Source organism: Aquirufa aurantiipilula (genome assembly GCF_019923745.1).
In the GTDB taxonomy this organism is placed as follows: Bacteria; Bacteroidota; Bacteroidia; order Cytophagales; family Spirosomataceae; genus Aquirufa; species Aquirufa aurantiipilula.
On the sequence record NZ_JAANOG010000004.1, the window covers coordinates 236873 to 259084 of the forward strand.

A 22212-nucleotide genomic window follows, 5' to 3' on the forward strand; every position below is an offset into this window, starting at 1 on the left:
CCTTTGACCCATAGTCAGAGGATTTTTTGTTTTTGCACTCATCATAACAAGCTAAACTTGAACATATTTCCGAAGTCACTACTTCTTATCAATCGATAACGCATAGCACTATATGTATATCTATAATTGAGTCAAATATTCTTTAGGTAACAAGCCTGTTCGTTTTTTTACTGCCGCGATGAACGATGTTCTGGAGGCAAAGCCTATGGCATTTCCAATGTGTTCCAAGGAGTAATTGTCGAAATAAGGGTCATTGTTTTTCAGTACTTTCAGGTATTTGAAACGGGCATCATTAACAAACTCATTGAAATTATGCCCAAACTCCTGGTTAATGACAGTAGATATTAAATAGGAGGGGATATTGATTTCTTTGGATAGGTCAGCGATGGTGTAACCCATTTGAGTAAATGGGGAATTGGTATTAAAATGATCCAAAATAGTTAGCAGAATGTTTCTACCATGATGAACACTAATGTGGGATATGTCATCATCATTTTCTTGTACTTCTTCAGATTCTGACAATGATCTGATGGGTTCATTCATCTGAATCCAACCCGTCATGCCGTATAGGATTTTTGGTTGGGTCAATAAATAAAAACAGATTAAAAGTATTTCAATCCAAATGAAAAAAAGGATAATCCTGCTGACCGGTATATCAAATTTTAGTTGAATGAATACCCCCAATACAGACGCGATTGCGCCTAATAAAAGAAAGGAGGTGTTAATCCAATGAAAGCGATAAATGTCCTTATTGGCCTCTATTTGCACTTTTAGGTCAAAAATCTTTCTTTTCCAAATGATTAATTCAAAAATAGTTCCAAAGATAAAACCGAGTAAAAGGATAAAACGAAAGATGGGAGCCCAACCAACAGGAAGTAATCCTTCGGGTTCTAAAATATATAAGGATACATCTCGGTTTGTGCTTTGAATGAATCGGATTTTTTCTTGGTTGGAAAGCAAATAGAATGGTATTCTATTCAACATGTATAGTACCATGGGTAGGAATAAAAGCCAGTCTAATCGTGTTAATCGAATGGATTGTCGGAGTACTGTTTTTACATATAAATAGGCAAATGGCCCAATGCAGAAAGGAGCCCAAGAATAAATCTTATAGGAATTTGGGAAATTCAAATACAGATTAGTTAATGGTAAAGCATTGCCAGTAGAAGTCAATGCAAGCGATAATAACAAACCGGCTAATAGCTTAGAGTTCAAAGAAGGGACCGTTTGTCCAAAGTATAAAATCAAACTAACAATAAGCCCTATTGTAGAAATGATTAATGTGGTTAGTAAAAATGTAAAATCACTCAATTTTATTCTATTTATATGTACGTTACAATTCACCCTCATCTAATGAAGAGGAGAAGCATAAAAAGTATCTATATAAGTAGAACCAGGTTATTAAAAGAATATGTTTATACGCTTTTTATGATACCTGATATGGTATAAGCTGAATCAATTTATTAGGAATATATTCTTCACAAATGATTGAGATTGATGCAAAAATACAACTTGTTTGACTATTTCAACACTGAAGTGCAAGTAAATTGAGAAAATCTATTGTCATGTGATTGTTCAAAATCGGCCAAAATGAACGACAAGCATTTTTTGACATCAATATTGAAGGCTAATTTTGAACTCACTTTTTTAGGTCTCTAAATAGAGAGATAGTTTTTGAGATTTATTAAAGGAACAGAATAGAACACAGTGATTTGAAAATCCTTTGACCACTCGTCAGAGGATTTTTTGTTAAACAAGGAGCTATGAAGTTTTATACTTGCTGATCTAAATCGATTGATTTTTTTCAATGCATGACAATAGTAGAATTGAGATAATGCTCAAAAAATGTCTATTCGAACTCCTTTTTTTAATTAATTTGGTATAAATTCACCAATGTTCAATTTTGACATCCCCCAAAAACATATCAATCAAATTTGTTTCTGTGTAAATGCTTTTCAACTCTTTTGAATTTTTACTATTTCTTCCCCTTGTATTTACGCTCTATTGGTTTGTATTTAATAAAGCCTTACGCAATCAAAATGTATTAATATTAGTAGCTAGTTATTTCTTTTATGGCTGGTGGAGTTGGGAATTCATGCTTCTTTTAGCATTAAGTACCCTTTTAGATTACCTGTATGGATTTTATGTAGCCTCGCCGAACAAAATCAAATCTAAAATTTTTCTTTGGCTAAGTATCATCAACAACTTAGGGATTTTAGGCGTTTTTAAATATTATAATTTTTTTGCCACTCAATTTCAACAAGGTTTTGAGCGTTTGGGCCTTCATACTAACCCCGTTTTACTTCAAATAGCCCTACCCGTAGGTATCTCATTTTATACCTTTCATGGTATGTCGTATGTATTTGACATTTATCGTGGACATCAAAAGCCGGTATCTAATCTAGTGGATTATGCAGTTTTTGTATCATTTTTTCCTTTGCTGGTGGCAGGGCCTATAGAAAGAGCGAATCATTTATTGCCTCAGGTACAAAGGAAAAGAAGCTTTAATGCGACCCAAGCCATAGAAGGGTGTCGATTGATTCTTTGGGGTATGTTCAAAAAAGTGGTGATTGCAGATAGCTTGTCTTTAATCGTCAATGAGATTATTCAAAATTACCAGTCATATCATGCTTTGACCTTACTTTGTGGTGTACTGGGTTTTAGTTTTCAAATTTATGGCGACTTCAGCGGTTATTCTGATATTGCCCTTGGTACAGCCAAACTTTTCGGTTTTGAGCTGTTGAATAATTTCAAGTTTCCTTATTTTTCTCGGGATATTGCAGAGTTTTGGAGAAGATGGCATATTTCTTTGTCTTCATGGTTCAGGGATTATTTATACATTCCACTGGGCGGTTCCAAATTGGGGAAAATAAAAGCTGTAAGAAATACCTTCATCATATTCCTAGTCAGTGGATTTTGGCATGGTGCTAGTTGGAATTTTATCATTTGGGGAGGAATTCACGCCATGGGATTTTTGCCATTATTATTATTAAATCGAAACCGTCAATATGTTTCGGATGGGGTTGCCCGGGACCGTTCTTGGCCCAGTGTAAAGGAATTAATTCAAATGTTAAGCACGTTTACTTTCGTTTCTTTTGCCTGGATATTTTTTAGAATACAGCAAGTAGATGTGGCCCTAGATTATATCAAGAATATGGCAATGGATGCATTGAATCATCCTGAGCAATTCACCCAAATCCCTCATGGAATACGCATTGTGATTTATATCCTTCCACTGATAGTATTGGATTGGTGGTTTAGGAAGGATGAACGAAAGTTGAAAATTACCCATTCTAGACTGATTAATTATGGTATGTATGTGATATTAGCCACTATCACTATCATTACTTATTTGAATTTAATTCATCAACCTTCGACATTCATCTATTTCCAATTCTAATGAAGTCATTTATCTACAAAGTGTTTTTTTTAGCATTGCTGTCCATGGTTTTGGTCACGGCTTTGAAGTTGGCTAAGCCTAAAAATTACAATTCCGCCATGGTAGATAAATTGCTGTTGTTGAAGAAATATCAGCACCAAAGAAAGATTGTTTTAATTGGAGGTTCATCGGTGGGGTGGGGAATTTCTGCCAAGCAAATCGAAGATACAACTCACTTACCGACTATCAATTTAGGACTTCATGCGGGATTTGGATTGATGGATTTTCAATCATTTGTTCAATCCATGATTCAACCAGATGATATCATCATTTTTTCTCCAGAATGGATTTTTTATGAAAATCCCAATTACCATGATCCTGCTACACTTCAGGATTTATACAGTAATTCGGCGTATTTAGACCTAACGGAGAAATCGACCTATACCAAGTTTAGTAGTCTATTTTTAAGGCGAGTGATGGTATTGAATTATGTTGAATTACATCCAGAAAAAAGTCCATATCGTTATGATTGCATGAATAAAAACGGGGACATCGTGAGTCACTGTGGTCTGAAACCTACGGGCCCTGAAGATTATGTAATTTCTTTTGAACGTTTCAATTTTGAGCAATTCAAGCAAGCTTTTCCTTTTGTTACTCGACCGAATACATTCATAGTATTTCCACCTACTCAGAAAAGGATTTATGTGAAATATGTGGCCAAATTAAATCAATTACAAGCCATTTTGTCAAAGCATAACTTGCATGTGGTAAATTCTGTAGAGGAGAATGTTCATGAAAGTTCCGATTTTTTTGACCTTCAATATCACTTAACTTGTGAGGTTCGAGAAAAGAGAACGGAAACGATTATTCAATACTTGAGGGCATTTTTGAAAACAACACCAAAGTAATATTCTCAGCTTATTTTGTGAAACCAAATGATTGCACATATATTTGCAACTGAATAGTTTCATAAGCTATGTATTTAATATGAGAAGAGATATTTTTCAAGCCATTGCAGATCCCACGAGAAGGGCAATTCTCACCCTTATTGCATGGCAAGCGATGACACCTAATGCCATTGCTGAGAATTTTAATTCCTCCAGACAAGCAGTTTCCAAGCATTTGCGCATATTATCCGAATGCGAATTAATTAAGCAAGAACATCAAGGAAGGGAAATATATTATTCACTTGAAGTTGATAAAATGAAGGAAGTTGATGTTTGGCTGGCACAATTTAGAGCCATTTGGGAAAGTAAGTTTAATCAATTGGATGAATTATTGGAAAAAATGAAAACACAAGCTGAAAAATAGAACAAGATGGAGACGAACTTATTATTTGAATTTACAGTCAATAAATCAGAAAAAACAGTATTCATCACTCGGGAATTTTCAGCTGAGCTCTCTTTGGTGTGGGATGCATTTACCCGAAAGGAACTTTTAGATCAATGGGTGGCCCCCAAACCTTGGTCGGCCAAGACTAAATATATGAATTTCGAAGTAGGGGGATGCAGGTTTTACGCAATGGTCAGTCCGGAGGGATTGGAACGTTGGTCTATGCAAGAATATACTTCAATTACTCCCAAAACGAATTTTAAAATGTACAATACTTTTGCCGATGCAGAGGGAAACAAAGAATTACCTGGGTCAGCTTGGGAGTATTATTTCAGTGAGCAAGATGGCAAGACTAGAGTCCATATCATTATAGTAAACGAATCACTTGCTCGTTTTGAAAAGATGATCGAGATGGGATTTGAACTAGGCTTTAAAATGAGTATTGATAATTTGGAGCAATTGTTAGTGACTTTAACGCATAAATGATCTTATTTTATAACCTTTATTACATTAGGTTGTAGTGTTTATTTAATTCTACATTTTTGCTTACTGTAGAGTTATTAGAAATGCTTTTTTCTAAGTTTGGAATTCTAAACTCATTATTTGTCTTTCATATAAAGTTGCGATAACTCAATTTTTAATTAAAAGGAGGTATATACCTTTGTATCAAGTTTTTTGAGGTGATAAGTCTCGATTAACAATTAATAAATAGGATGGAAATCATCCCCTCCTATTGCCACTAAAATTTGATAATACATGTGTTCTATTAAAAAAATAGGAATATATAGCTTATTCCTATCACCACTAATTGTGCTAATTATTTTTTGGTACATTTTCAGTATCGATATTCCTTGGTATGATGATGTCATGGTCTTGGCATTTACTAGGAATTGGGCAATTAGAGGCTTTGATTTTTGGATAATCAAGCAGTTGTTTGCTCATTATAATGAGCATATTATAGTTATTACCAAATTGTTCTTTTGGCTAAATTTCAAATTGTCAGGTTACGTCAACCTGTCCTATTTGGTATTGCAAGGGATGATGCTTTATATAGCATTTATTTTACTTTTTATTAAATATACATCTAGTAGAGGTGTATATTTAAAACTTATGACTGTTTTTATGTTGGCAAATCTTACATATGATGAAGGATATTTGTGGGCAATGAGCAGTATTCAAAATTTTGCTTCCTTATTATTTACCTTTGTTGCCATTATCTATATGGCTAAAAGTAAAATTAGTTATAGCTTTCTTTTTCTTTGTTTGGGATTATTATCCTCCGCGCAGACGCTAGTGTTTATTCCAGTATGGGTTTTAGGAGTTCAATATAGAGGAAAGATTACTTGGAAAATTGTAGGTCTAATACTTGCTGTGTTAACTTTTTATTTTTCAGGATATCAGAAAACAGGTATTCAGCCTGATATGAATTCTATTTTAGTTTCATTTGATAAAGAAAGAATTATTTCAATTCTTACTTTTTTTACACCACCTTTTGGGAGTATCGGAAAGACTTTTACCCTCATATACTTTTGTTTTGAATGCCTGTTATTATTAATAGTGTATTACCGAATAATTATTGATTTCAAGAGCCAACAATTCACTGAACGAAAAATCATTATTGCTTCGGTATTAATTTGGTCATCGTTGATTATGTTAGTGACTGTCATTGTCCGCGTTGAAATTGAATCAAGGTATCTGATTTACCCTATTTTAAAAACAACTTGTATTTACTTGTATCTTAATGAAATGAGTCCCTCTGTTAAATTGAATAAAGTAATGTTCACTATGTCCATCTTTTTTTACCTAAGCTCTTTCTTTCCATCCATTGTAAAGGCAAAGAACACCCATTTAGCAATGGCAACCTTGAAATTTAACTTACTTAAAAACCAAGCGACATTTTATTATGGTACAGATGATGTTGACTCAAGAAAAGTTAATCCATATGTTAGTGAATTGAAAGCAACAAAGCTAGTAGAAATACCGAATCGACTAAATGGTAGAATTTTTAGCCACTTATTACTTTTCAATCAAATTTCAAATGAACAAATTAAGTCAGTTAAATTCACTAGAGAACTGAGTTCGTCTATAAGTCAAAGTTTAAGCAAGTCCAATTTAATTGTGAAAAATTTTCAGGTAGATTCAATGAGTCCTTTTATTGTATATCAAAAAGAACTAAGGACAAAAAATTGGTTTGAAACCAATTTCATTCTATTGAAATCTAGAAATAAGTCTTTGCTTTTTAATTTTAAACGCAATGTTCCATCTATTATTCAGTTTGCTCAGGACCCCCAATATATAAATCAACTTATAATTTATAAAAACATGGTACCATATGGCCAATATGATATGTATTTGCTCGGCAATTCAAATTAGTTTCATGATTTGAATAACTTCAAGTGAAACTTCTAGTTTTTTGAGTTAGTATATTTTTCAGAACTTTATTGGTCATCCATTATATGCTATTTAATAAGGAACCCATCAGGTTCCTTTCATTTAGTTCACCCTTAAGGATTCGATTCGAACGCGACCCCGGCCTTATATTAGGTACCGGAAACCAAGAATAGATTAATTACTCAATAACCTGTGACTCTTGGATTGAACTAATTATTTGATGTGTATCAAATATCTATTTGTTTGATTTTGCTACACAAATCTTCTTCACAGGTATAAAAAATAGAGAGAGTTTCATTGAAAAGCCCTCTCTATTTATTTTGTGACCCCGGAAGGAATCGAGTCGAACGCGACCCCGGCCTCATATTAGGTACCGGAAACCAAGAATAGATTAATTACTCAATAACCTGTGCCTCTTGGATTGAACTAATTATTTGATGTGAATCAAATCTCTATTTATTTGATTTTGCTACACAAATCTTCTTCACAGGTATGAAAAATAGAGAGAGTTTCATTGAAAAGCCCTCTCTATTTATTTTGTGACCCCGGAAGGAATCGAACCTTCATATTAGGTACCGGAAACCTACATTATCACAAAACAGGTCTTTATTTGGTTTAAAGACCATATTTAGGTCTTTTTGTGCAGCAAAATGTTAGTTTTTATGTGTTTTGCTACACAAGTGCTGCACAAATATTAAAGTTTAAAACTTCGTTTAAATTGAAGGAAGTAAACTATTACCTCTTTTTGATTTGTGCTCCCCTTACAGACGAAAGATGCAGCTTCGGGGAACTTTATAAGTTCATAACCATTAGAAAACTAATGAGTTACGTTTAAGTCTCAATACAAAGATAACACTTTTTGAAAAATTAACCATTTTCTAATTTTTCTTAATTGGATTCGATTAGCAACATTTTTTGTCCTGTTGTATTGGTGGACATGGTACGCTTCCATAACTACAATAAACACAACAATCACCTTGTAAAGGTTTTAATTTTGTTTTACAGCTTTCACATTCATAAAAATACTGACATGCATCTGTTGGCATTGTTTCCTCTTTTTGGTGTCCACAGTTTGGGCAAGTTATTACTGATTGTAATTTAATATCCATTATTATTTAATTTTACTTTTTAGTGATTTATACCCTGTGGAATTGATAGCTTTTTCGATTTCTGTTATACTCGTTTGTTTATTGTCAAACTTAACAATTGCGTTGCCGTTCTCATAGGAAACCAAAACTTCAGCAATTCCTTTTAGTTTACTAATCTCTGTTTTGACATGATGTTCGCAACTTGAACAAGTCATCCCTTTAATTGTAAACTCAACTTTTTGAGTTTTATACTCCTGTGTAATAATTGAACTATTATTAACTTTTGGGAAAAAAACACTAGCATAAATTGGAAATGATAAGAGCAGAATTGCAATAACTGAAACAATTCCTAAAAATGATTTTGTTTGCATAAAATTTTGTTTTTCGTCTATTTCACATTTACAATCAATTTGCTTTTTCGGTTTTAGTTTTTGATACCAAGCAAATCCTAACACAAAAATTGTTAAACCAATTAAATATGGTCTAAATGGTTCAACCCAAGAAAAGGTTGAAGCTAGTCCGCTAGTTCCTGCGATGAGAGCCAATACAGGGGTGATACAACATAATGAAGCCGCAAACGCTGTCAAAAGACCTGTACCAATTAGTTTTTTGTCGGTTTTCATATTGTTTCTAAAATTTTGTTATCGTAGATTATTTTAAAAAATGGTTTAAAGAAAAGGTCATATTCTTTAGTCATTGAGTAATAAATCGTTTGTGCTTCTCTTTCGGTTTTAATAAGATTCTTGTCTTTGAGTTTTCGCAAGTGTTGAGAAACTGCCGAAATAGTCATCCCTAAAATATCACTTAAATCACATACACAAAGTCGATTTTCTTCATAAAGTAGAAACAAGATTTTAAATCTTACACTATTCCCAGCCAATTCAAGTCCGTTGGACAAATAATCAAACGACCCTTGGAGTTCTGAAACACGTTCTTTACAGCGAAGAATTTGTCTAATGTCTGCTTGTTGTCTTATACAAGAAGGTTTATCCATAATGCGAATATAGTGAACATTTCTTATTTAAGTAATTGCTAAAATAAGCAAAAATAGGTCTGAAATAAAAATTCTTATTGAAAGTGGTTAAACAAATCACTAAACCTGCTACTTGACTTGAAACAAAAAAATCGATGAATAGATGAAATAGAGGTGGATTTTAAAAAAAATAAGTCACCATTTCTGATGACTTTTCTGTTTGCTCCCCTTAGATACGAAAGATGCAACTGTAATGCGATGATTGAGTATGTGACAATCAGGAAATTGAAGGGTTGAAATTTGTGTAATTCCGTAAATTGGAGGAAGTTTATGACCCCTTCCAACGATGAAAATTAACAATTTATCCCGCAAAGAACTCTATGACATTGTGTGGTCAAAACCGTAATTAAATTATCATTAAGTTTGAGTAAATCAGAGTCGGATACCACAATCCTTCTCTTCTTTCATAAATATTACTAATTAATAGGAAATCCAAATCTGTAATAATTTGACGATTGAATCAAAATAATATTGAATAATTAAACAAATTCGTACTTTTAAGTGTTTTTAATTTTATGACAAGTAAAGTGTACATATTGCTAATGATTTCATTTTTCGTGTGTCTTATGGCACCTAAAAATGGGTATGCATGTGGAACTAATTCAAAAAAAACGGATAAATCTTGCTGTATTCAGGATAAATCAAACAATAGTAAGAAAAATAATTGTTGTGAAAGTCATAAAATGACAAGAGAAAGTAAAGATAAAAGTTGTGGCGGAAACTGTAATAATCCAAAATGTAGTTGTCCAACTTCAATTGGCCTCTTTGCCTTACAGAATAGGGTTGAATTAAATAGAGAAAACAGATTCTCTGAGATTAATAGATTAAAATCTTATTACAATGAAACCTATAGTTCTTCGGGTTTCGGCTACATTTGGATTCCTCCCAATATAGTATAATTCAATACTTTGTAGGGATAGGTATGTCCCATCGAAAGCAATCCTTGCTTAATTGTAAAGTATTTTTAAAATCTAAATTTTTGAAAAATGAAATCAATAAAATTATTGATGGCAATGTCATTATTGCTGTCTATCACATCGTGTTATGCGAAAATAGGAAATGTTAGACTACCTGAATTTAATTCGTTTATCAATGTTGGGTCTCCGCAATTGGTTTATCAGGAGATGTCATCGCTAATTGATAAATCAAGTGAAGTGTCACAACTCAAAGCCCTTCTTGACAATTATTTTGAATTAAAAGATGCATTGGTTAAAACCGATGGAAACACGGCATCCCTAAAAGCTGAAGCATTGCTAAAAGCTATTAACTCCATTAACAAGGAATCATTAGCAAAAAACGAATATGATGAATGGATAAAGGTTATGAAAGAATTAGCATTTGATGCTGAGCATATTTCAGAAACTAAGGATGCAGGACATCAAAGGGACCATTTTATTAGTCTCTCTAAAAACATGTACTCTATAGCAAAGGTTACTAAACAGGAAGAACCGGTATATTATCAATTTTGCCCAATGGCGAATAAAGGAAAGGGTGCAAATTGGTTAAGTAAGGAAAGCTCAGTTAAGAATCCATATTATGGAGCTAAAATGTTAGGATGCGGTAAAACGGTTGAAACAATTAAATGATGAAGCTATATATTAAAAATATGGTTTGTCGACGCTGTGAAATAGTGGTGAAGTCTGAGCTGGAGAAGCTTGGGCTACACCCTCTTTCGGTAAATTTGGGAGAAGTGGAGTTGGAAGAAGACAATATAAAATATCTAAAAAATGAATTAAATGCAGTTTTAAATTCATTTGGCTTTGAGTTAATTGATGACAAAAATAGTCGATTAATTGAACGGGTTAAGACCCTAATAATTGATTTGATTCATCAGAAAAACAATGACCTACATATCAATCTTTCAAGTTACCTATCTCAAAATCTAAAGCATGATTACAATTCATTAAGTAGTCTTTTTTCTTCTTTTGAGCAAATAACAATTGAGCATTTTTTTATAAAACAGAAAATAGAAAAAGTGAAAGAATTGTTGATGTACGAAGAAATGACATTAAGTCAAATTGCCGACCAACTTAATTACAGTAGTGTCGCATATTTAAGCAATCAATTTAAAAAGGAAACGGGTTTTACACCCTCAAACTTTAAAAGATTAAAAACAATTAAACGGAATGGGATAGATAGGATTTGAAATCCAAAATTTTACAATTTTTCCTTAAAATAAAGTAATACGATAATGGTTTTTAAAGTAGAACTTTCCATTACAAATAATTCAGTTAAACTATTTAAACAATATAAAGTTGAAAAATTTATTAATTGCCTTGATGCTATTTACTTCGTTTTGTTCCTTAGCACAAACTAAAGTGCCTTATGTTGATTACAAGGGGCATATTTATTATCAAAATAAACAAATTGGTAATTTAACAAAAGAGGGCAGCCTTGATAATAATGGAAAGGTTGTTACGAAAGTTAATGGTAATGGAGAGATTATCGATTCAAATGGAAAACAGCTTGGCAAACTGGCTAAAGGTAGTTCATTTGTGTATTATTTTAATGATAAAACCGAAAAGTATACAATCGGCAAGCCTTCTCATAATGGCATGTGTGAAGTAAAAAATAGTGATGGGCAAACAGTTATGCTTCTACACAATAATTATAAACAACAAGTCGCGTGTGCGATACATTGTTTACATGAAAATCATTGTATGCCTTCGGATGCCGAGCATAAGCATAAATAATTTTTTTGATGCATGTCTATTAAATGAGCGTAACCATTTTCGGTTACGCTTATTTCAATTTTTTAAATAATGAAACACACATATCAAATAACAGGTATGACCTGTAGTAGTTGTGAAACTAAAGTGAAATCAGCGCTGCAAATGATTGAAAATGTGACTGAGGTAGTAGTTACTAAGGCTGATAATTCAGCCACAATTACGATGAATAAACACATTCCATTATCAGATTTACAGCAAGCATTAGACCCCAAGTATACGATTTCTGCCATTCAATTTAATGAAACAGAGGAACTAGCAAAATCATGGTTTGAGACCTATAAACCTATTTTGTTGATTTTCTTTTATATAAGTTTGGTTGTTGTATTGGTACAAATTAATAGTGAACGATTTAATATTATGATGGCTATGCAATATTTCATGGCAGGCTTCTTTTTGGTTTTCTCGTTCTTTAAATTTTTGAATCTTAAAGGATTCGCAGAAAGTTATGTGATGTACGATGTATTAGCAAAGCGAATACCAATTTGGGCTTATTTGTATGCTTTTATAGAAGTTAGTTTAGGGATGGCTTATCTAATTAATTTTAATCCGCTAGTGACTAACATATTCACCTTTACTGTGATGAGTTTAAGTATCATTGGAGTTTTGCAGTCAGTTTTTAATAAAAGGAAAATACAATGTGCTTGTTTGGGAGCAGTTTTTAATCTGCCAATGAGTACAATTACAATAATCGAGGATGCATTGATGATAGTCATGAGTGGCTACATAATTATTAATATATTTTAAACATGAAATGGAACCCATTATTCGTTTTTTATAAATCGAATTCAATAGTTATCATATTACTTTTATTTTCATTAAATCTTTATTCTCAAAAAACGGTTCGCTACGACCTATACGTAAAAGACACGTTAGTCAATTTTGCAGGTAAAGAAAAAAGAGCGATTGCAGTTAATGGTCAAATACCAATGCCTACTTTAACATTTACCGAAGGTGATACGGCTGAAATACACGTTCATAACCTACTTAAGGAGGAAACCTCATTGCACTGGCACGGGCTTTTTTTACCAAATAAGGAAGATGGAGTTCCCAATCTTACACAAATGCCCATTCGGCCTAATACAACTCATATCTATCGTTTTCCAATTATCCAAAATGGCACACATTGGTACCATTCGCATTCAGGATTACAGGAACAAATAGGAATGTATGGCAATTTTGTCATGTTAAAAAGACCGAATGACCCAACGTTTAGAAAAGGGATAGACGATTTACCTACCCTGCCAATTGTTTTGAGTGAGTGGACCAATCTCAAACCCGAGAACATTCACAGGATGCTACATAATGCAAACGATTATCCTGCATTGAAAAAAAATTCCGTTCAAAGTTATGGCGAAGCTATCTCCGCTGGACATTTTAAGACCAAGTTGCAAAATGAATGGAAGCGGATGTTAGCGATGGACGTGAGTGACGTCTATTATGAAAAAATATTCATGAATGGTAAACCAAGTTCTGAACTTAAAAGTATCTCAGGAAAAGAATTAAAAGCAGGAGATAAGGTTAGGTTAAGGATTTCAAATGGGGGCGCATCATCCTATTTTTGGCTGACTTATGCCGGTGGCAAAATTACAGTTGTCGCAAACGATGGCAACGATGTAGAACCTGTAGAGGTCGACAGATTGATTATTGCAGTTTCTGAAACGTATGACATTTTGGTCGATATTCCTTCAGAAAACAAAGCTTTTGAGTTTTTAGCAACTACTGAAGACCGCACAAATTCTGCTTCTATTTTTATTGGGAACGGAGTAAAACAATTAAAATCACCTTTACCTCGATTAAAATATTTTGAAGGTATGAAGATGATGAATGACATGATGAAGATGAATGGCGAACTTGATGATATGGGTATGGCTATGAGTTTAAATCAAATGGATATGAATGTGGTGATGTATCCCGAAATAACAGGTGATGCTGATGCTAAACAAGATGATAATAACCCAAATCGTTATAATGCTAATGCGCTAGGAGATATTATTACTTTGAATTATGCGATGTTGAAGTCTCCGATTATCACAGCTTTACCCAAGGAAGCTCCAGTCAAAGAATTGTACTTTAAACTATCCGGTAATATGAATCGATATGTTTGGAGTATAGATAATAAAGTCGTTTCAGAAGCAGATAAAATCTTAATTAAAAAAGGAGAAAATGTTAGAATTATTCTCTACAATGGTTCAATGATGCGTCATCCGATGCACCTACATGGGCATGATTTTAGATTACTCAATGGTCAAGGAGAAAATGCTCCTTTGAAAAACATCGTAGATGTAATGCCCATGGAGACAGATACATTAGAATTTAATGCCAATGTTGAAGGAGATTGGTTTTTCCATTGCCATATTTTATACCATATGATGAGCGGAATGGGAAGAGTATTAAGTTATGAAAATCAAAAGCCAAATCCTTTGATTCCCAATCCTAAACTTGCCCAACGTAAATTATTTATAGACGACCGTAAATTTCATTTTATGGTAGAAAATGATGTTGCCACCAGTGGGAATGATGGAATGGCAATGTTACAAAGTACTCGTTGGAGTATTGGGTCAGAATGGCGATTAGGCTATCATGATTTTCATGGATATGAAGTAGAAACACATATCGGTCGATACATTGGTAAAATGCAATGGTTAATGCCATTTATTGGTTTTGATTGGCGTTATAGAAAGTTTGGAATAGATGAACATGAAACAAATCTATTTGGTCAGTCAAATAGTAAGGACCAAAGAAGTCTTTTTACTGTCGGTGTGAATTACACGCTGCCATTGCTTATAATTGGTCAAGCTGAAATCTATCAAGATGGAAATGTTCGTTTTCAACTTATGAGGGAAGATATGCCTATTACGAAACGACTTAGAATGAGTTTTATGCTTAACACCGATAAGGAATACATGGCAGGATTTCGTTACATCGTAAACAAAAACATGGGCATTTCATCTCATTATGATAGCGATATGGGATTTGGTGCTGGAATAACTTTTTCTTACTAAAATTTAATAAAAGTCTGTTGAGAGAATTCAAAATGAAAGTTTAAATTAAACGAAAAACAAAATCATGAAAAAAATCATCGTTTTAACGCTTTTGGGGGCACTACCAACGGGTGTTTTTGCCCAACACGAAAACCACCAACCCAAAGTCGATACTAGTATGACAGCAGTAAAACCCAAAAGTCCTAAAATGACAGCAATGGCTATGATTGGGACAAATCACATACATATAGAATATGGTTCACCGAGTGTGAGAGGACGGAATATTTGGAATGGATTAGTTGCCTACAATCAAGTGTGGTCATCGGGAGCGCACAAAGCTACATGGATAGATTTTGGTCAGGATATAATGGTTGAAGGTAAAGTTATTCCAAAAGGCAAATATGGATTTTTTACTATTCCTGATAAAGAAACGTGGACTTTGATTTTGAGTAAAGCATGGGATATGCATCTGGCTGATGATTATAAACAAGAAAATGACATCATTCGAATTAAGGTAAAACCCATCAAAAGCGATAAGTTAGTTGAAGCACTTATGTATGAAGTATTGCCGACCATGGCAAACGAAGGCAAGATAAAATTGAGCTGGGAGTTTTTGAGCGTTGAGTTTCCGTTTAAGAATAGGTAATTGAATTTATGGAAAAAAATGACGAAAATTTAAATGTTTTCGTCATTAAAAATACTTTCTTAACTATAAGGACTATTAAATAAATAGAGAATATTAATACTTAAATAATAAAGGCATCGCGTTCAAGAAAAGTCTTTGGGGAGTGAATATGAGTCGAACATTTGACTCAGGCATCTAACCTTTATTAAAATACATTTGTTAATTTGATTTAAAGAGAGTTAAAGGGCTTTTTTGTTCATTAAATTGAAAGAAAAGTGTTCTTTGCTAAACAAATGATATAAACTCCATTGAGGATTAACTTTTCTTAACTTAAACGCTTTGCAATAAATAAATTAACTTTGAAAAAATACTTTTATGTATGCCTAAGAACTTCTTTTTTATCATTTGCTTGTATTTAGTTAGTCATTCATTGTTTTCTCAAAATGAAATTCGATTCAAAGTATTAGACAAGGGGACTAACCTTCCTTTAAGTGGTGCTACTTTATATTGTAATCAACTAAAATCTGGCAAAATTACCGACAGTTTAGGTATTGCTTTATTTAAAGACGCTAAGAGTATATGTACATTTTTCTCAATTAGAAATATAGGTTATCAGGAAATAGAATTTGTCATTGATAGTACAAGCCATGATAAGATAAATTATGTCTATTTAAGTCAGGCTAACGAAGAATTAGAAGAAATCTTCGTTAATTCCACTCGGTCAAGCAGAACTATTGATGATATACCAACGCGTATTGAATTCGTGGGTTTGGAATACTTAAACTTTACACAGGATTTTCAAAGCCTATTAAAAAAGTTGCAACTGGACTTAGTTTTACTATTCTAATCACCTTTTTCCCCATATATGATTACATCTTATGAATTAATTTATCTGCCTTTTGGATTAGAACCTACAATAAATGAACAAAATCAAATAAATACCCCCATCGGTGCTGCTACTAATAATTGCTGTGATTTATGTAATGGGACAGGAGGAACTGGTGTTATTGTATCGATTGGTAATGATTATTTTACTTTGGAGCGTAGAGATGGTAAAAGAGAAATAATAAAACTTACTACACAAACTACCATTAAAAATTCGGCCGGCCCAGCAACCAATACAGATTTAAAAGTTGGAGATAGGGTTACCATAGTTACAGATGATACCGAAACAGCATCACTTGTATTAGTTTGTGGAATAATAAATAAACCATCAGTGTTATTAAAGTAACATCCAAAATAAAATACAAAAAACCCTCTAGTGACCTCGAACTACAAAATCCAACAGTATCACTAATCTTTTGTTTAGTTAATTCAAAGACCATATTTGGGTCTTTTTGTGTAGCAAAACGGTAGTTTTTTGGTGTTTTGCTACACAATTGCTGCACAAGTTTTAAAGTTTGAAACTTCGTTTAAATTTAAATGAAGCTAACCAAAATGTTAATCCAATCGAATTTTAGGAAAAGTGTTTAAAGGTCGATATGTGCTGTTTTCCTTTTCTGAAAAAGGGGGTACTTACAATATTGAATACAATATAATTTAATAATTATTGATATTTGTGGTGAAGTATGAAATCATGCGAAAAATTTGAATGATTTTTATTTCGAGGATAATATCACTTATAAAACAATCTTGGAAATTTAAATTCATATTAAATATGATATTGTTGGTTTTTCCATTTAAAAGTTTAATATTGCCATAATGAAAATTTCTACATTAGCATTAAGTTTTTATCTATTGACGTTGTCATGTTTCGCATGCAACGAGTTAAATCTGTCTTTTTATAGTAGTTTTCAGGTAGTGAGTGCGGAAAATAATCATAACCATAATGAACAAAATTCAGAGGCATGTACGCCATTTTGTAACTGTTCATGCTGCCCGTCATCGGCATTTTATCAACCCATACAGCACTTCAATTGGGTTATAATATCATTTCAGTCGGTAAAATACCCTATTTACAATTCCTCTTTTCATATAGAGGTTTTCTATTCAATTTGGCAACCGCCTAAATTAGCTTAATTACTCCTTTTATTGAAATTGTAGAATAGCCATAGAAATGTCATGTATGGCATTTTTAATTAATCTTTTTCCATTATATAATGGCAAAAAGAAAAAAATCCAATAGGCAAAACGGTCGTTGGGTTTAAGAGTATTTAAGTACAATTTTATAACCCTTTTATTGTATCATTTTTTTAGCAGCTTTTGCCAAAAGGAGTATGCATAAATACAGTCATATTACTAAATAGAAAAAAATGTTTCAAAATATAATTCAGTTTTCAATAAAGAACAAACTTATAATTGGTGCATTCACGTTGGTACTCATTATTTGGGGCGTTATATCCGCTATGCTGTTGCCAATTGATGCTGTGCCTGACATCACAAATAATCAGGTACAGATAATTACACAAGCCCCAACATTAGGCGCAGAGGAAGTAGAACAGTTCATAACTACTCCTATTGAGCTCGCGATGGCCAACATTCCCAATGTAATTGAAAAGCGGAGTATTAGTCGTAGTGGTATTTCGGTAATCACTATTGTGTTTAAAGACAATGCCGACATCTATTGGGCAAGACAGCAGATAAGCGAACGCCTCAAAGAAGCAGAAGCACAAATTCCACAGGGATTGGGTGAACCCACCTTAGCACCCATCACAACAGGTTTAGGCGAGATTTATCAATATATCATTCATGCTAAAAAAGGTTATGAAAACAAATATACTGCTACCGATTTGCGTACTATGCAGGATTGGATTGTCCGCAGGCAGTTAGCTGGTACAGAGGGTTTAGCAGAAGTGAGCGGCTGGGGTGGCTATGTAAAGCAGTATGAAATTGCTTTGGATAACGAAAAGCTCAATGCAATGAATATTACCATTCCTGAAATTTATAAAGCCTTAGAAAGCAACAACGAAAACACCGGAGGCAGCTATATAGAGCAACGAAGCAATTCCTACTTTATTCGTGGTTTAGGCTTAGTAAAATCGTTGAGTGATATTGAAAAAATTATTGTGAAGACTATAAACGGAATACCCGTTTTAATCCGTGATGTAGCAACAGTACAGTTTGGTACTGCCACCCGTTACGGAGCAGTTACAAGAAACGGTGAGGGCGAAGTAGTGGCAGGAATTACACTCATGCTCAAAGGTGAAAACTTTGCACAGGTAATCGCCAACGTTAAACAGCGAATGGTACAAATACAAAAATCATTGCCTGAAGGTGTAGTAATAGAACCATTCATTGATAGAACCGAATTAGTGAACAGGGCAATGGGTACAGTAGAAAAAAATCTAATTGAAGGTGGTTTAATTGTAATATTCCTATTGGTTTTGCTCTTAGGTAATTTAAGGGCGGGTCTTATTGTAGCTTCTGTAATTCCTTTAGCGATGCTCTTCGCCATAATACTGATGAACCTGTTTGGCGTAAGCGGCAACCTGATGAGTTTAGGAGCTATTGACTTCGGGCTTATTGTAGATGGTGCGGTAATCATAGTAGAAGCAATTGTACACAGAATTTACATGAGCAAGCATCATCATATTGGTTTGAATAAACTTTCACAATCACAAATGGATGATGAAGTGTTTCAAGCTGCGTCAAAAATCAGGAGCAGTGCAGCATTTGGCGAAATCATCATCTTAATTGTTTACCTGCCGCTTTTTGCGTTAGTAGGCATCGAAGGGAAAATGTTTAAGCCAATGGCTCAAACTGTGGCTTTTGCAATATTGGGTGCCTTCATACTTTCATTAACCTATGTGCCAATGATGAGTGCTCTTTTTCTAAGTAAAAAAACTACGCATAAAAAGAATATTTCCGATAGAATAATTGGCTTTTGTCAAAAACTTTATGAACCTATACTGAGTTGGGCTTTACGCTGGAAAAAAACCGTTGTGTTTACAATGGCAGTATTGTTTACTGGCAGCATAATATTGTTCAACAGCTTAGGTGGTGAGTTTATCCCTACACTGGAAGAAGGCGACCTCACAGTTGAAATAAGGATGGAACAAGGCACATCATTAACACAGGTGGTAGAAACATTCAGCAAGGCAGAAAAAATATTAAAAGATAAATTCCCCGAAATAAGACAGGCGGTAACAAGAATAGGCAGTGCTGAAATACCTACCGACCCTATGCCCATCGAAAGAGGCGATATGATGCTTTCCATGAAGCCGAAAGAAGAATGGACATCGGCAAATACCCGTGAAGCCATGATGGAAAAAATGGAAGAGGCACTAAGTATTTTACCCGGTGTAAGTTTTGAAATTACACAACCCATGCAGATGCGGTTTAATGAACTCATTACAGGCATCAAACAGGATGTGGCAATAAAAATTTATGGTTCCGATTTGGAAATCCTGAATGCACAGGCAAATAAAGTGGCAGAGCTTATCAAAAATGTAAAAGGAGTAAGTGAGCCCTTCGTAGAAAAAGTAAGTGGACTGCCTCAAATACAGGTGGTATACAACCGTGATAAAATTGCCCAATACGGGTTAACCATCAGTGACGTAAACATGGTGCTGAAAACTGCTTTTGCAGGTAATGTTGCAGGTGTGGTGTTTGAAGGGGATAAACGGTTTGACATGGTGGTGCGGTTACAAAAAGATTTGCGTAAAGATTTCAGTAACATTGAAAATCTATATGTGCCATTACCATCTGGAAATAAGGTGCCTATTAACCAGGTAGCGGATATTTCATTTAAAACAGCACCCGCACAAATTAGTCATGAAGATGGCCAACGCAGAATTTTTGTAGGCTTTAATGTGCATGGTCGTGATGTGGAAAGCACGGTGGAAGAAATACAACCCATTTTAGATGCAAATCTTAAACTTCCGGCTGGTTATTATTACACCTATGGCGGTCAGTTTCAAAACCTTCAAGAAGCAAAGGCAAGATTAGGAATTGCAGTTCCTGTAGCGTTATTGCTCATTATAATATTGCTTTACATCACCTTCAAAAGTCTAAAACAATCCTTTCTCATATTTACTGCCGTACCGTTATCAGCCATTGGAGGCATCATCGCATTATGGTTAAGAGGTATGCCATTCAGCATTTCGGCAGGTGTAGGTTTCATTGCCTTGTTTGGTGTAGCAGTATTAAATGGTATTGTATTGATAGGTTATTTCAACCAGTTAAAAGACGAAGGCATTACCGACATATATGAGAGAGTTAGAAAAGGAACAGCAGTAAGATTAAGACCCGTAATAATGACAGCTATGGTAGCATCATTAGGTTTTCTGCCAATGGCACTTTCTACAGGTGCAGGTGGTGAAGTACAAAAACCATTAGCAACCGTTGTGATCGGTGGTTTAATTACCGCTACCATATTAACCCTGCTGGTGCTTCCGGCACTTTATATTTTATTCAACACTAAAATCAATTTCAAACCAAATAAAATGAATAAAGCAAAGCCACCTGTCAATACTACGGTTGTGTTAGTGCTGTTTACATTTATCGGTTTATTTGCAGGAAAAACTTATGCACAAAGCAATCAAAAAACGTTGCAGGAGTGCATTGATATAGCACTTAAAAATAATCTGCAACTGAAAGTAGCAGACTTAAACATTCAGCAATCGCAGGTAATGCAAAAGACCGGCTTTAGTCCTGATAAAACAAACATACAACTCACCCAGGACCCTACCAGTGGCGGAAATATTGATAACAGTATTGGTATTACTCAAACGTTTTCTTTTCCAACAGTGTATGCCAATCAAAATAAACTATTGAAACAGGAAACTATGCTGGCTCAAAAATCAAAGCTGCTATCGCAAAATGAAATTATCAAAGAAGTAACCACAGCCTATTACAATTTGTTGTATGGCTTGCAAAGAGTAAAACTTTTGCAGCAGCAGGATAGCATATACAGCAATTTTCTAAAAAGGGCTACCCTTCGTTATAATACAGGTGAAACTAATCAGTTGGAGAAAATGCAAGCCGAAAGCAAATACAAAGAAAACCTTTTACAATTGAAACAGGCAAATACTACTGTAAGCAGTTATCAGTTGGCTTTGCAAAAGTGGTTGAACTCAGCCGAGCCAATTATGCCAAAAGAAAATGAGTTGGCAAAATTGCCCGATATTTTTATGGCTGATACTGCATCTATACAATCAAACCCATTAATTCAGTATTACAATCAAAAGTTGAATGTAAATACAGCACAGGTAAAGGTTGAAAAAAGCAAATTGTTACCGGATTTGAATGCAGGCTACTACCATCAAATGGTTGTTAGTGGTTTTGATCCTGCAAAAACTAACCGTAATTATTTCCCTGGCACAAGGATAGCAGGTTTACAGGTAGGCATAGGTATTCCTTTATTTTTCGGCTCACAAAAAGCAAAAATTAAGGCTGCTCAAATAAATACTACTTTAATTGAAACAGAGAAGCAGCAAACACTGCTATTTCTGCAAAGCAGTTATCTTCTTCAGTACAACGAATACCTGAAAGCAAAGGAAGGTTTACAATACTACGAAACCACAGGTTTAAAACAGGCGGATGATATTATCCGTATTTCAAACACGGCATATACCAAAGGTGAAATTGGTTACATGGAGTATATCCAAAATCTGCAAACCGCTATCAATACAAAACTGCAATATACCGATGCAGTAAACCAGTTCAATCAGTCCATTATATTGTTAAACTATTTAAAAGGGAACAAATAAA

Annotated in this window: 19 protein-coding genes; 15 read left to right on the plus strand and 4 right to left on the minus strand. The window is 33.9% G+C overall.

Annotation, left to right across the window (positions count from 1 at the left end):
- Nucleotides 1-120: 120 nt before the first annotated feature.
- Nucleotides 121-1215 carry a helix-turn-helix domain-containing protein gene (locus tag G9H60_RS06230; RefSeq protein WP_223143220.1) on the minus strand — a complete coding sequence of 365 codons (1095 nt, stop codon included), beginning with the start codon at nucleotides 1213-1215 and terminating at the stop codon, nucleotides 121-123.
- A gap of 733 nt (nucleotides 1216-1948) precedes the next feature.
- Here G9H60_RS06230 and G9H60_RS06235 point away from each other — a divergent pair.
- From G9H60_RS06235 to G9H60_RS06255, 5 genes are all read left to right on the plus strand, one after another.
- Nucleotides 1949-3400, plus strand: coding sequence for an MBOAT family O-acyltransferase (locus tag G9H60_RS06235; protein WP_223143221.1), 1452 nt, complete (start codon nucleotides 1949-1951; stop codon nucleotides 3398-3400).
- Nucleotides 3400-4287 carry a hypothetical protein gene (locus G9H60_RS06240; RefSeq protein ID WP_223143222.1) on the plus strand — a complete coding sequence of 296 codons (888 nt, stop codon included), beginning with the start codon at nucleotides 3400-3402 and terminating at the stop codon, nucleotides 4285-4287. The genes G9H60_RS06235 and G9H60_RS06240 overlap by 1 nt, the downstream gene beginning before the upstream one ends.
- 79 nt (nucleotides 4288-4366) lie before the next feature.
- Entirely contained in the window at nucleotides 4367-4690 is a 324-nt protein-coding gene (locus G9H60_RS06245) for an ArsR/SmtB family transcription factor (RefSeq protein WP_223143223.1), read from the plus strand.
- Between the two features lie 6 nt (nucleotides 4691-4696).
- Entirely contained in the window at nucleotides 4697-5197 is a 501-nt protein-coding gene (locus tag G9H60_RS06250; protein WP_223143224.1) for an SRPBCC family protein, read from the plus strand.
- A 270-nt stretch (nucleotides 5198-5467) separates the two neighbouring features.
- Nucleotides 5468-7084, plus strand: coding sequence for a hypothetical protein (locus tag G9H60_RS06255; RefSeq protein WP_223143225.1), 1617 nt, complete (start codon nucleotides 5468-5470; stop codon nucleotides 7082-7084).
- Nucleotides 7085-8004: 920 nt separating this feature from the next.
- Here G9H60_RS06255 and G9H60_RS13430 read toward each other — a convergent pair.
- Genes G9H60_RS13430 through G9H60_RS06265 form a run of 3 tightly spaced genes read right to left on the minus strand, consistent with a single transcriptional unit; the run spans nucleotide 8005 to nucleotide 9184 of the window.
- Nucleotides 8005-8211, minus strand: a complete 207-nt coding sequence (locus tag G9H60_RS13430) for a GDCCVxC domain-containing (seleno)protein (RefSeq protein ID WP_262899966.1) — start codon at nucleotides 8209-8211, stop codon at nucleotides 8005-8007.
- A gap of 2 nt (nucleotides 8212-8213) precedes the next feature.
- Nucleotides 8214-8813, minus strand: a complete 600-nt coding sequence (gene merTP / locus G9H60_RS06260) for a mercuric transport protein MerTP (protein WP_223143226.1) — start codon at nucleotides 8811-8813, stop codon at nucleotides 8214-8216.
- Nucleotides 8810-9184: an ArsR/SmtB family transcription factor gene (locus tag G9H60_RS06265; protein WP_223143227.1), complete on the minus strand. Its 375-nt coding sequence runs from the start codon at nucleotides 9182-9184 to the stop codon at nucleotides 8810-8812. The genes merTP and G9H60_RS06265 overlap by 4 nt, the downstream gene beginning before the upstream one ends.
- A gap of 1025 nt (nucleotides 9185-10209) precedes the next feature.
- Between G9H60_RS06265 and G9H60_RS06270 the strand changes: the two genes are divergently transcribed.
- From G9H60_RS06270 to G9H60_RS06310, 10 genes are all read left to right on the plus strand, one after another.
- Complete coding sequence (locus tag G9H60_RS06270; RefSeq protein ID WP_109323765.1) at nucleotides 10210-10809, plus strand: DUF3347 domain-containing protein; 600 nt, start codon at nucleotides 10210-10212, stop codon at nucleotides 10807-10809.
- A 20-nt stretch (nucleotides 10810-10829) separates the two neighbouring features.
- Nucleotides 10830-11369 carry a helix-turn-helix domain-containing protein gene (locus G9H60_RS06275; protein WP_238944459.1) on the plus strand — a complete coding sequence of 180 codons (540 nt, stop codon included), beginning with the start codon at nucleotides 10830-10832 and terminating at the stop codon, nucleotides 11367-11369.
- Between the two features lie 109 nt (nucleotides 11370-11478).
- Complete coding sequence (locus G9H60_RS06280) at nucleotides 11479-11916, plus strand: hypothetical protein (protein ID WP_223143228.1); 438 nt, start codon at nucleotides 11479-11481, stop codon at nucleotides 11914-11916.
- 69 nt (nucleotides 11917-11985) lie between these two features.
- Nucleotides 11986-12699, plus strand: a complete 714-nt coding sequence (locus G9H60_RS06285; RefSeq protein WP_223143229.1) for a heavy-metal-associated domain-containing protein — start codon at nucleotides 11986-11988, stop codon at nucleotides 12697-12699.
- Nucleotides 12700-12701: 2 nt separating this feature from the next.
- Nucleotides 12702-14957, plus strand: coding sequence for a multicopper oxidase domain-containing protein (locus G9H60_RS06290; protein ID WP_223143230.1), 2256 nt, complete (start codon nucleotides 12702-12704; stop codon nucleotides 14955-14957).
- 64 nt (nucleotides 14958-15021) lie between these two features.
- On the plus strand, nucleotides 15022-15582 hold the full coding sequence (locus G9H60_RS06295; RefSeq protein WP_109323757.1) for a DUF2911 domain-containing protein: 561 nt from the start codon (nucleotides 15022-15024) through the stop codon (nucleotides 15580-15582).
- A gap of 358 nt (nucleotides 15583-15940) precedes the next feature.
- Entirely contained in the window at nucleotides 15941-16408 is a 468-nt protein-coding gene (locus G9H60_RS06300; protein WP_223143231.1) for a carboxypeptidase-like regulatory domain-containing protein, read from the plus strand.
- An 18-nt stretch (nucleotides 16409-16426) separates the two neighbouring features.
- Nucleotides 16427-16792: a hypothetical protein gene (locus tag G9H60_RS06305; protein ID WP_223143232.1), complete on the plus strand. Its 366-nt coding sequence runs from the start codon at nucleotides 16427-16429 to the stop codon at nucleotides 16790-16792.
- A gap of 470 nt (nucleotides 16793-17262) precedes the next feature.
- Nucleotides 17263-17580, plus strand: a complete 318-nt coding sequence (locus G9H60_RS13625) for a DUF6660 family protein (protein ID WP_377975375.1) — start codon at nucleotides 17263-17265, stop codon at nucleotides 17578-17580.
- Between the two features lie 233 nt (nucleotides 17581-17813).
- Complete coding sequence (locus G9H60_RS06310; protein WP_109323756.1) at nucleotides 17814-22211, plus strand: CusA/CzcA family heavy metal efflux RND transporter; 4398 nt, start codon at nucleotides 17814-17816, stop codon at nucleotides 22209-22211.
- Nucleotide 22212 lies beyond the last annotated feature (1 nt).

What these genes read in the sequence shown, in the direction of transcription:
- G9H60_RS13625 (WP_377975375.1), top strand. Translation starts at nt 17,263, where the DNA reads ATGAAAATTTCTACATTAGCATTAAGTTTTTATCTATTGACGTTGTCA.
- G9H60_RS06255 (WP_223143225.1), top strand. Translation starts at nt 5,468, where the DNA reads ATGTGTTCTATTAAAAAAATAGGAATATATAGCTTATTCCTATCACCA.
- G9H60_RS06265 (WP_223143227.1), bottom strand. Translation starts at nt 9,184, where the DNA reads ATGGATAAACCTTCTTGTATAAGACAACAAGCAGACATTAGACAAATT.
- G9H60_RS06240 (WP_223143222.1), top strand. Translation starts at nt 3,400, where the DNA reads ATGAAGTCATTTATCTACAAAGTGTTTTTTTTAGCATTGCTGTCCATG.
- G9H60_RS06300 (WP_223143231.1), top strand. Translation starts at nt 15,941, where the DNA reads ATGCCTAAGAACTTCTTTTTTATCATTTGCTTGTATTTAGTTAGTCAT.
- G9H60_RS06305 (WP_223143232.1), top strand. Translation starts at nt 16,427, where the DNA reads ATGATTACATCTTATGAATTAATTTATCTGCCTTTTGGATTAGAACCT.
- G9H60_RS06295 (WP_109323757.1), top strand. Translation starts at nt 15,022, where the DNA reads ATGAAAAAAATCATCGTTTTAACGCTTTTGGGGGCACTACCAACGGGT.
- merTP (WP_223143226.1), bottom strand. Translation starts at nt 8,813, where the DNA reads ATGAAAACCGACAAAAAACTAATTGGTACAGGTCTTTTGACAGCGTTT.
- G9H60_RS13430 (WP_262899966.1), bottom strand. Translation starts at nt 8,211, where the DNA reads ATGGATATTAAATTACAATCAGTAATAACTTGCCCAAACTGTGGACAC.
- G9H60_RS06235 (WP_223143221.1), top strand. Translation starts at nt 1,949, where the DNA reads ATGCTTTTCAACTCTTTTGAATTTTTACTATTTCTTCCCCTTGTATTT.
- G9H60_RS06245 (WP_223143223.1), top strand. Translation starts at nt 4,367, where the DNA reads ATGAGAAGAGATATTTTTCAAGCCATTGCAGATCCCACGAGAAGGGCA.
- G9H60_RS06275 (WP_238944459.1), top strand. Translation starts at nt 10,830, where the DNA reads ATGGTTTGTCGACGCTGTGAAATAGTGGTGAAGTCTGAGCTGGAGAAG.
- G9H60_RS06270 (WP_109323765.1), top strand. Translation starts at nt 10,210, where the DNA reads ATGAAATCAATAAAATTATTGATGGCAATGTCATTATTGCTGTCTATC.
- G9H60_RS06285 (WP_223143229.1), top strand. Translation starts at nt 11,986, where the DNA reads ATGAAACACACATATCAAATAACAGGTATGACCTGTAGTAGTTGTGAA.
- G9H60_RS06310 (WP_109323756.1), top strand. Translation starts at nt 17,814, where the DNA reads ATGTTTCAAAATATAATTCAGTTTTCAATAAAGAACAAACTTATAATT.
- G9H60_RS06290 (WP_223143230.1), top strand. Translation starts at nt 12,702, where the DNA reads ATGAAATGGAACCCATTATTCGTTTTTTATAAATCGAATTCAATAGTT.
- G9H60_RS06250 (WP_223143224.1), top strand. Translation starts at nt 4,697, where the DNA reads ATGGAGACGAACTTATTATTTGAATTTACAGTCAATAAATCAGAAAAA.